At 45.9% G+C, this 9,229-nt stretch carries 8 protein-coding genes; 2 read left to right on the top strand and 6 right to left on the bottom strand.

Annotated features, from left to right (window positions below):
* Positions 1–1,147 precede the first annotated feature (1,147 nt).
* Together QZZ54_RS19115 and QZZ54_RS19110 are read left to right on the top strand one after the other, a co-directional pair.
* Positions 1,148–2,374, top strand: coding sequence for a site-specific integrase (locus QZZ54_RS19115; protein ID WP_290705808.1), 1,227 nt, complete (start codon positions 1,148–1,150; stop codon positions 2,372–2,374).
* A gap of 719 nt (positions 2,375–3,093) precedes the next feature.
* Positions 3,094–3,639, top strand: coding sequence for a hypothetical protein (locus tag QZZ54_RS19110; protein WP_290705806.1), 546 nt, complete (start codon positions 3,094–3,096; stop codon positions 3,637–3,639).
* Between the two features lie 514 nt (positions 3,640–4,153).
* On the opposite strand, the gene QZZ54_RS19105 is transcribed toward QZZ54_RS19110, so the two are convergent.
* The 6 genes from QZZ54_RS19105 to QZZ54_RS19080 form a co-directional block, all read right to left on the bottom strand.
* Complete coding sequence (locus tag QZZ54_RS19105; protein ID WP_290705804.1) at positions 4,154–4,501, bottom strand: RidA family protein; 348 nt, start codon at positions 4,499–4,501, stop codon at positions 4,154–4,156.
* A 71-nt stretch (positions 4,502–4,572) separates the two neighbouring features.
* Positions 4,573–5,697: an FAD-binding oxidoreductase gene (locus tag QZZ54_RS19100; RefSeq protein ID WP_290705802.1), complete on the bottom strand. Its 1,125-nt coding sequence runs from the start codon at positions 5,695–5,697 to the stop codon at positions 4,573–4,575.
* Entirely contained in the window at positions 5,694–7,187 is a 1,494-nt protein-coding gene (locus QZZ54_RS19095) for an FAD-dependent oxidoreductase (protein ID WP_290705800.1), read from the bottom strand. Before QZZ54_RS19095 ends, QZZ54_RS19100 begins: the two co-directional genes overlap by 4 nt.
* Positions 7,180–7,539: a (2Fe-2S)-binding protein gene (locus tag QZZ54_RS19090; protein WP_290705798.1), complete on the bottom strand. Its 360-nt coding sequence runs from the start codon at positions 7,537–7,539 to the stop codon at positions 7,180–7,182. Before QZZ54_RS19090 ends, QZZ54_RS19095 begins: the two co-directional genes overlap by 8 nt.
* Before the next feature lie 237 nt (positions 7,540–7,776).
* A complete protein-coding gene (gene dctP, locus QZZ54_RS19085; RefSeq protein ID WP_290705796.1) occupies positions 7,777–8,769 on the bottom strand; it encodes a TRAP transporter substrate-binding protein DctP in 993 nt (330 codons plus the stop codon).
* A 28-nt stretch (positions 8,770–8,797) separates the two neighbouring features.
* The coding region (locus tag QZZ54_RS19080; protein WP_290705794.1) for a TRAP transporter large permease subunit at positions 8,798–9,229 on the bottom strand (432 nt) is incomplete at its 5' end.

Raw genomic sequence — 9,229 nt, 5'->3', positions numbered from 1 at the left:
TGATAAATACCCTCAAAGATCATCTTGCTAATAAGCGCTTACAGTCGTCTGAGGCCGTTAAAGTACAGGCTTCTTGATAGATATTGAATTGCGCATAATGTATATTATGTTAAATAGGATAATTATAGATATGATAGGCGGTGCCCCTTTGGTCTCGTCCGCATCGTTATAGGTAGGCATTTAACGTAATCAAAGTTATGCGAACAACTGGGCTGATTTACTGCTATTTCTATATCGTGCGGAGGTCGTGCGGAGAGCGTCGAAGATTTAAGTTTCAGGGGTAAGATGTCGCTGCGTGAAATCTCCTGACTTAGAAATTCCGGTCTCAGTGCAATGCTCTTTTGCATGAAACCCCGAATGTTTAGATTGAGTCTTTAGTGCTCGATGAATTCAAAAACGTAAGATACGAATGACTACCCGAACCGAGGCACAATTCTGTGAACTGCGATTAGGCGTTTAGTTAAAGCTAAAAGCTCATGCTCTATTTGTGCCTGGTGCTTGTTTGGTTAGTTAGGTGCGGACAGCGTCGAAGCTTTGAGTCTTCTGGGTAGATCCATTGCTCTGTGAAATCTAGCCGGTTTTAGTTCTAGAAAAAATTGCCGGCAGATTCATTTTCTATGAATCACGTGGAGTGACCATAGATCTCAATATTTATGTTTTCCAATCAGCGTAAACCTGGCTGGTTTGTGACAGAGTTATTCTGGTCATTACGTCGTGCTGTAACGAAGCCCATGCTTTTGTGGTGACCCAATCCAGATGAACTTGCTAGCAGCTTAATTTTCTGTGAAACCACACAACGTAATCTAAGAGCTCTATACCGAGGGATTTTATTCAGCGGTGAGCCTTGTTGGTTTTTGACCGGGTCATTCAGGTTATTGGATTTCTATAAGCAAGTACTGAAACGACGCCATACGTGGGTGGCGATCAAATCCAACGGGTATGTATTTAAAGACCAGGCATTCTCAACAGTTTATTGATGCAGCCGCGAGCTAGTCCAGTCAAAGTGAATTTAGTTAAAGCTTGTCCTTAATAGGCGCTCATAAAGAGCTTTATCCAATTACCAGTAGTAGACACTACTGGTAATTGAGTGAGCCTACACATACAATTAGGCGCTTATCTCTGGTAACTATCTAAGGCTCACATCACTGTGTCGACCAAAAACTTTCCCGGCCTTCCGTTGTTTGATTCCGCTAAACACTTTAATCAGGTACCCAGGAATGAACTGTTTCCGGATCAGGCGCCCGCTGTCGAATCCTTTGTTATCAGTGTCCAGGTTGAAGGCGCTTTAGAAGATTACCGCTACACCAAGGATTTCCTATGTAGCTACAGTAAAAAGAGCCGTGATACCTATGATAAGTTTAGAGGCGATGCTGAACGACTTTTACTCTGGTCCTGGTTGATCAAAAAGAAATCAATCGTGGCTTTGCGTCGACGTGATCTTGAGGAGTACACGGACTTCGTCGCCAGTCCAGACCCTCACTGGCAGGGAGAAACTACACAAAACAGGTTCTGCAGCCTGAATGGCACGCGTGAGCCGAATAGGGATTGGCGCCCTTTCCGCTCAGCTGGGGCTGGTAAAGGGCGGCTTAATACTAAGTCCTGGCAGGGATTGTTCTCTAATCTCAGCGTCTTTTTTAATTACTTAATGGCTGAAGATTATGCGCCGGGTAATCATATTCCAATTGTTAAGAAGAACTGCCCCTATCTGAGACAAGAAACGGGTATCAATACTGCCCGGCGCTTGTCTGAGCTTCAATGGGAGTATTTGCTCAGTTCAGCAAAGGCTATCGCAGACGCTGACCCGCAGCATGAAAGGACCCTATTTGTTGTTGCTACCTTAAAATCGCTTAAATTACGTATCTCAGAACTTTCTGAAAGACCCAATTGGTTACCGGTTATGTCTCACTTTCATCGTGATCACGAGGGTAACTGGTGGTTTCGCACATACGGTAAAGGCTCTAAAGAGCGGGATGTTTCAATTTCCAATGAATATATCGTGTTTCTTCAGCGCTACCGTCAACATAGAGGCCTTACTCCCCTTCCCTCTAAAGATTCAGTTGAGCCCGTCGTTGAATCCCGAGTAAATAATCGTGGCCTTGGCAGTCGCCAGTTACGCAATATTGTCGAGTACGCGTTGAATGAAGGTTGCCATTCCCTCATAAAGGATGGCTTTGATATAGAGGCTTCAGAGCTTCGTGCAGCCACGACACACTGGTTGAGACATACCGGTGCATCGATGGAAGTAGCTGCGGGTCGAAACCTTGCGCATGTTCAGGCAGATCTGGGACACGGTAGCATCAGAACCACCGACGAGCTTTACGTTGATTCAGATAATATGGAGCGAGCTTCGAGTGCTAAGGGCCAAGAGGTTTAACTTAAATGCGATACTGGTTTGATCCCTTGCTGAGCCTTAAGTAAAGATTAATTGCGTTAAATACAATTGGTTAAATCGCTTTCTAAAGGTAATGCCTTGCCTGTAATCACCTATGTCTATTATGTAGCGACTAGCTCTTAACCGCAGTTTTTTTGGCTTCTGGTACGGATACGTATAAAACAACATCAATCAAACCTGGTGATCATTCAGGTACTAACACTTCGCCAGCCTCGCTTATTGGAATTAGCCAATTCCTTGTACCTTTCAGATAAAAAGCTAATTGCTCATAATTCTCTATTAATAGCTCTTCAGGTAAAAGCTCACCGTACTTTTCTATCTCTGTCTCTGGCACTAACGTAACGAGGTCTGAGCTAGCGGGAGGCCCTTGCTTAACAATGTAGGTAATGAGCTTCAGTGACTTTCTCGTCCGGGGTGATATTCAGGCTTCTATCTGATGAATCATCTTTTAGCTATGTCTCTTACCTATAACTTTAATTTTTGAACTTAAAGAATGACTAAAATTTCCCGGATAGACTGTGATTTTATTGTGCTACTAAGGTTTATTTCTTGGCATAGAGGCCTTTAAATTAACTATATGGCTTATGGCGGTTAAATTTTGCACTAAAATCAGCAAAATGCATGGATATATAGTGAAAGTTAGTGGGTTTTAGCTCAAAATAGGGCCCAGAAATAACCAGACATCAATAAAGAGACTATACATGCCAGATCAGAACGCCATCGCGCGTCTCGAAGCACTAACTGTAGTGGATAAAAAAGCTAGCCAAACTCGTTCTGAACTTGAAAAAGTTAAGAAAGAACTGCGTGAAGCAAATACTGAATTAAAAGCACTGAAGGGATTAAACCCTGAGCGCTTAAAGAAAAATGTAGCAGAACTCAAAAAGAAAGTAGCCGCTAAAAGCGCTGATTTTGACGTACAAAAAAAGGAATTGGCCGGTTCTCGCAAGTCATTGCGTACAGCTAAGTCTGAATTGACTGCTTCTCATAATGAAACTGATGCTTTTTATGTTAGTTCCTGTAAGCGATGGGAATTATTCTTTACAGGCTTTCAGTTCTCCTCTGATAAATCTGATGACGACACTACACGCATACGCTGCTTGGACCGGGAAACGGGTACCAGCGTGATAGCGAATGCCGTTGATGGCAATAAAGCTTCTTGGAGTACCGATATCGGTATCCCGGATGAAGTATCTGAAGCTGCCGCAGAGCAAATCATTGAGCTTAAGTTACCTACGGCTGCAATCTAAAGCTTTAATAGATTCCTATCATAGCGGTTTCGCTATGATAGGCGGTCCAGGACAATCTAGGGCCGGTCGTTAATATGAATTTTCTTGCTTAAATTCAGATGTTTTACAGTGTAATGAGTAGATGCCGATAAATGGTACTGTCTGCTCTTTTTTGCGTGCCTGCTATTCGATAGTGTATTCATTAGCGCCATAGGGCTGCGCTGTACCGATGCTACAAGTTGTAATGACTTCAAGCTTACCTTTCCTCTCCCCGCGATACTGTCACTTGTATAACCGTTTTAAGGCCAGGTAACTGCTCTACTGCCTGATGACTCATACACACTTTAGAACTCCTGGGCTCTTAGGGTTTCTGAACCTTAGCGAGCTTACTTCTCTCTAAAGCGTAACCAAGGTTGTAAAATTATTGTAGCGAATGACAGAAGCATCACGATAACAGAGGTGACCATTGACTCTATGTTTTATCCAAAAAAAGAGACCTGCAGGTCTCTTTTTTTAGTCTTACTATTCTGGATAATTACTGAGCAGCAATAACCGACAACTCAACCAATACATCTGGACGGGCCATGTGAGCTTCAACACAGGCACGGGCTGGTTTTGGCTTATCTGCAACCCAGGCATCCCATACTTCATTCATGGCAGCGAAATCTTTCATATCACGTACATAAATGGTGACGGACAAGATGTTGTCAGTTGATGAGCCCGCTTCAATCAGCAGGCCTTCAACTTGCTCTAGGCAACGGCGAGTCTGCTCTGCTGTGTCCCACTCATCTGCACTAGCGGTCTGGCCGCACAGATAGATAGTACCGTTATGTTTTACTATTTTACTCATGCGGTCGTTTGAACCGATGCGTTCAATTGTCATTGTTGATCTCTCTTAATGAATTCAGCTTTTAAAATGTTAGTACTGGCATAGCGGGGATAGATTGCTATGGATTAAAGAACTTTACGTTCATAACGATTAACCCGAAACGGCTCCAAATCGAAGCGACTCTCGCCTTCAGTGATCAGATCTGCCAAGACCTCACCAATCACAGGCCCCAGCTGAAAACCGTGGGCTGAGAATGCAAAGGCATGGTAAGCCTTATCAGCGCGGATACTCTTGCCGATCACCGGGAGGTTATCCGGCATATAGGCTTCCAAGCCGGACCACATCCGGTTAATGCAGGCGGTTTTCATAATCGGGAAGAACTCGATTGCATGGTGCGCGCCACTGGCTAATAAACTGTAATCCAGGCGGGTGGTGTTATTTGCCCGATCGGCAAAACCTTTAGCACCCCCGCCGATCAGCACCGTGCCATTTTCAAATTGCTTAAAAGACAGTGGTCGGCTTACCGCGCCTACCACTGGTGTAGCAAAGTGAGGCATCCGCGCAGTGATCATCAGCATTGGCGCGCTGTAGGACATAGGGACGTTATCACCGATCATCACTGAAATAAGGTCTGCCCAAGCGCCGGCACAGTTAACCAGATGTTCTGCTTGGTACTTCTGGGTTTCAGTTGCGACTAACCAGCTATCCCCTACTTTACGGATACTCTGTACCTGCTCACCCTCACAGAAAATCGCCCCTATTCTTTCTGCGGCAATACGGAACGCCTGGGTTGAATGGAACGGAATAGCATAACCGTCCTGCTCTGATACGACACCACCGATACAATGTTGTGCCACATGGGGCAGACGCTCGCGTAGCTCATGTTGGTCTAGCATCACTTCATGAAAATAGCCTAGCTCATGCATCTGTTGTTCACGGCTACGTAGAGTCTCCATATCGGTTTCATCGGCGGCGATATTGATCAGTGAGCGAGCTCGAAAACCGGTATCGGCATCCAACTCATCATCCAGTTGCTGCCATCTCTCCATAGCTGTCTTACTTAACTCAACCTCAGCAAGATTGCGCCCTAGCAGACGAACACCACCGGCATTTACACCCGAGGCGTGGCGCGACACGGTATCCTTTTCGAGCACTCTGACCGACACTCCCCGCTTCGCCAGATGATAAGCCGTTGAGGAGCCTTGTATGCCTCCACCAATAACCAGCACTTCACTTTTGTGTGTTGTCATTGTGCTAGCTCCTGTTCTTTATTTGCTTCAACATCGGAGTCTGATGTTCCGGAAGAGGCTCTATCGACAGTAGATACAGGTGTTAGGTTGGTAAAACGACTGAGTTCCTGCAACGTTACCAGGCGCATAGGTGATCGCAGACGGTAATAGCCCACATCGGCGACGGGCTCGTTACGCCACTCGGCCAGTAGTTCACTGACGGTATGACCGCACATCCGCCCCTGACAAGGGCCCATTCCACAACGGGTCTGACTCTTCAGTTGATTGGGTTCACGACCCCCTAGAGCAAAACCTTGTTTAAGATCCTTGACCGTCCGTTCTTCACAACGGCACACCACGGTTTGGTCATTCGTCGGCTTACGGTGCTGGTCCAAAGGTCGGTACAAGCGATCGATAAAACGACGGAAATGTTGCTGCTTACGCATAAAGCGCAGATCATCAGCAGCTTCATGGTCAGCTTGCTGTTCGGTGATTAGCCCGATATTGACCAGTTGACGTAGCGCACAGATACGCCCCATAGCGGCGGCAGACTCGGCTCCCACAATACCGCTGGAATCACCCGCTACCGCAATAACGCCCTGTGAACTCTGCCCCCAGTTGTCGGTCTCTGGCGTCCAGCATAACTGCTGCTCACACCAGGTGTGCTTCAGGCCCAGTGCTTGTGTCATATTCAGGTTGGGAATGACCCCTTGATGCAAAAAAACGTGCTCGGTAACTATTTCATGTTTGCTGCCGGAGATGCTAAAAGACAAGCCTTTGCATGCCTCCTCGCCTTGTATTTCAAGGCCTTCGGCAAAGCGATAGACTTTGGTATCTGACTTTCGAATTTCGTTCATCAGCCCCAGGCCTTTAATCAACATTCTCGGCGCACTCATCGCGCCTGTGATTTCAGACATAGAACTGAGATAGTTTTGTTTTGGTGTGGTGTCCACCAGCGCTTTGACCTTAACCCCTAAGCGCAGGTACTGAGCCACTATCAGGTACAACAACGGGCCTGTACCGGCAAACACTGCACCGTCACGTACCAGGCCGTCGGATTTAAGCATCACCTGAGCACTACCCGCAGACATCACACCAGGCAAGTGCCAACCCGGAATCGGGAACGGACGCTCCATAGCACCGGTTGCAACAATAATCTGTCGCGCTGTCAGTCGTTGAGTCTCACCTTCTAATGAAAATAATAACTCGCCGTTGTCACCCGCATGCCAAACATTAACACTGCTAATATGTTCAGCAGAGCAGCGCTTAAAGGCGGCTGTAATTTCACTTCCCTTAAGATAATCTGCGCCTAATACGGTCGGTTTAGCCAAGGGGCTGGCATCTACATTACGGTAAATTTGGCCACCGCTGCGGGGCTTATCATCAAGAACGACAACGCGTGCGCCGGCTTTTGTTGCAGTAATTGCAGCAGACATGCCAGCCGGGCCTGCACCAATAATAGCGATGTCATAACTATTATTTATGGAAGGAGTCTCAATATTATTAATCATGATTACCTCCAACATTTTCAGTCAACGTTGATACGGAATCAGAAGGATTTAACAAAGAAGTTTGTTCGGTAATCTCTTGGAAGCGAATATCCATGCCCTCTTTTACTTCAAAAAGGCACGCTTGTTGGTTTGGCATCCCGTTAATTTCGGTCATACATTCAAAACATACTCCCATTGCGCAGTATGCCGAACGAGCTTTAAGGGTCACTGGAGATAGTCGAGTAGAGGTTTCACCCGCCAACGCCATAGCAGCCCAGACTGTCTGACCTTGGGGTGCTGTCACCAACTTTCCATTGATCGTTAAATTGATCAGTGAACGCTGATTTTCCTTGTCATTTAGTGAACGAAACATAACCTAACACCTATCTTCAATGGCAGATTTTGGGTAAAAAAATCCCGACGACATACCTTATTAAATAGTGATATTTAATAGTGATGGACAAAGGCATGAAGCCGGGTAAACACTTATGGATAAAAAGGTAATGCTAACCTTCATCTTTCAGGTTGAGCATTGGGGCTGGTCTTCATGACCAACCTCCTAGCTGTTGTAGGCCAGCTAGGATACTTACTAGGGAGTTAACGAATGCCCTTAATTTGCGATCTGATCTAGAATACCCTGACCCCACTCAGCGCCAACGTCTTCCAGAATTTGTGGCCATACTTCAGCACGTGCTTTTGTAGCGGCAGCAGCTAACTGGTCATCCGTTAACTGAACGATCGTAGCTCCGTATGCTTCTAGCTTTTTCTCGTTAGCTGTTTGATCAGATTCAGCTTTAGCCCAGCGGCGTACTTCAAAATCTGAAGCTGCTTTGCGTAAAGCTGCTTTATCATCACCATCCAAATCAGCTAGTGTTTCAGCGTTTACGATCATGTACCAGACTTCAAAGTGTGTGTTTACCGGGATGTACGTTTTAGTTACATCACGGAAAGAAGCGTAATACCCCTCAGCACCCGAACCTATCACTCCATCAACAACGCCTGTCTGCACAGCAGTAAACGCTTCAGAGAACGGAATAGGTGAACTGATATAACCCAATGCATCTGCTGTTAGCTGAAAGCTCTTAATTCCAGGCACTCGTACTTTAATTCCTTTCGCTACATCAGGATTACCTGGTGAAACCGCATCACGGTTCAAAGCCACGCCACCGAAGTAAACCGGGTAAGCCGCCAACATCTCAATGTCTTGCTGGGCATACAGCTCTTTCATCGCTTTGTTGATTGCGCCGCCTGGGCCATAAATCTTCTGTGCTTCTTTCCAGTTAGCTGCAATATAGGGAAACGCACTGATCTGCATTTTACGTGATGCTGCTGTTGCGGCTGGCTGTACTGCCATATCAATGGCGCCAATGGAGATACGCTCTTGTACTGTTGTGTAATCACCCAAGGCGCTTGCTGCAAAGATTTTCAACTTTAAATCTCCGCCCGTCGCCTTTTCGATATCAGCTGAAAGCTCTTGAAGCTCCAGATCAATCGTCGCGCCCTGAGGACGAATGTGGCTAATCTTTAGCTCGGCAGCCTCACTAATGGTCGTGAATGCTAAAGTACTCGCTAGTACCGCTGTGGTTAATAGTGATTTTTTCATTACAAAATCCTCTTTCGTTTTTAGATTTTTAATAGCCAAAGAAGTTAGGCAAAAACATCGACAGGTCATCCCAGAACGATGTCAGGAAAACTACTGGTAGGTAACCAGTAAGAATCAGTAGCATGGCAGGACGGATAACTTTAGTTACCGGCACCTTACCAATACGTGCACCGAGATACAGGATTGAAGCGTAAGGAGGCGTAACACCCCCCATCGCAGTATTCACTCCCATAATCGCAGCAAACTGAATAGGGCTGATGCCGAGTGCGCCCATCAGAGGCAGAAGCAGCGGAGCAATCAGAATAATAGCGGTGACATCATTAACAACCATGCCAACCAAGAAGAGCAAAATATTAATCAAGACTAATAAAACAGCTTTGTTTTCAGTGATCTCAAAAATTGATTCAACGATCGCCTGCGGTACACTTTCTACCACAAAGATCTGTGACAAAATCATGCT

The sequence above is a fragment of the Amphritea sp. genome, from assembly GCF_016744155.1.
GTDB lineage: Bacteria > Pseudomonadota > Gammaproteobacteria > Pseudomonadales > Balneatricaceae > Amphritea.
This window is presented reverse-complemented; position numbering and strand designations above follow the sequence as displayed.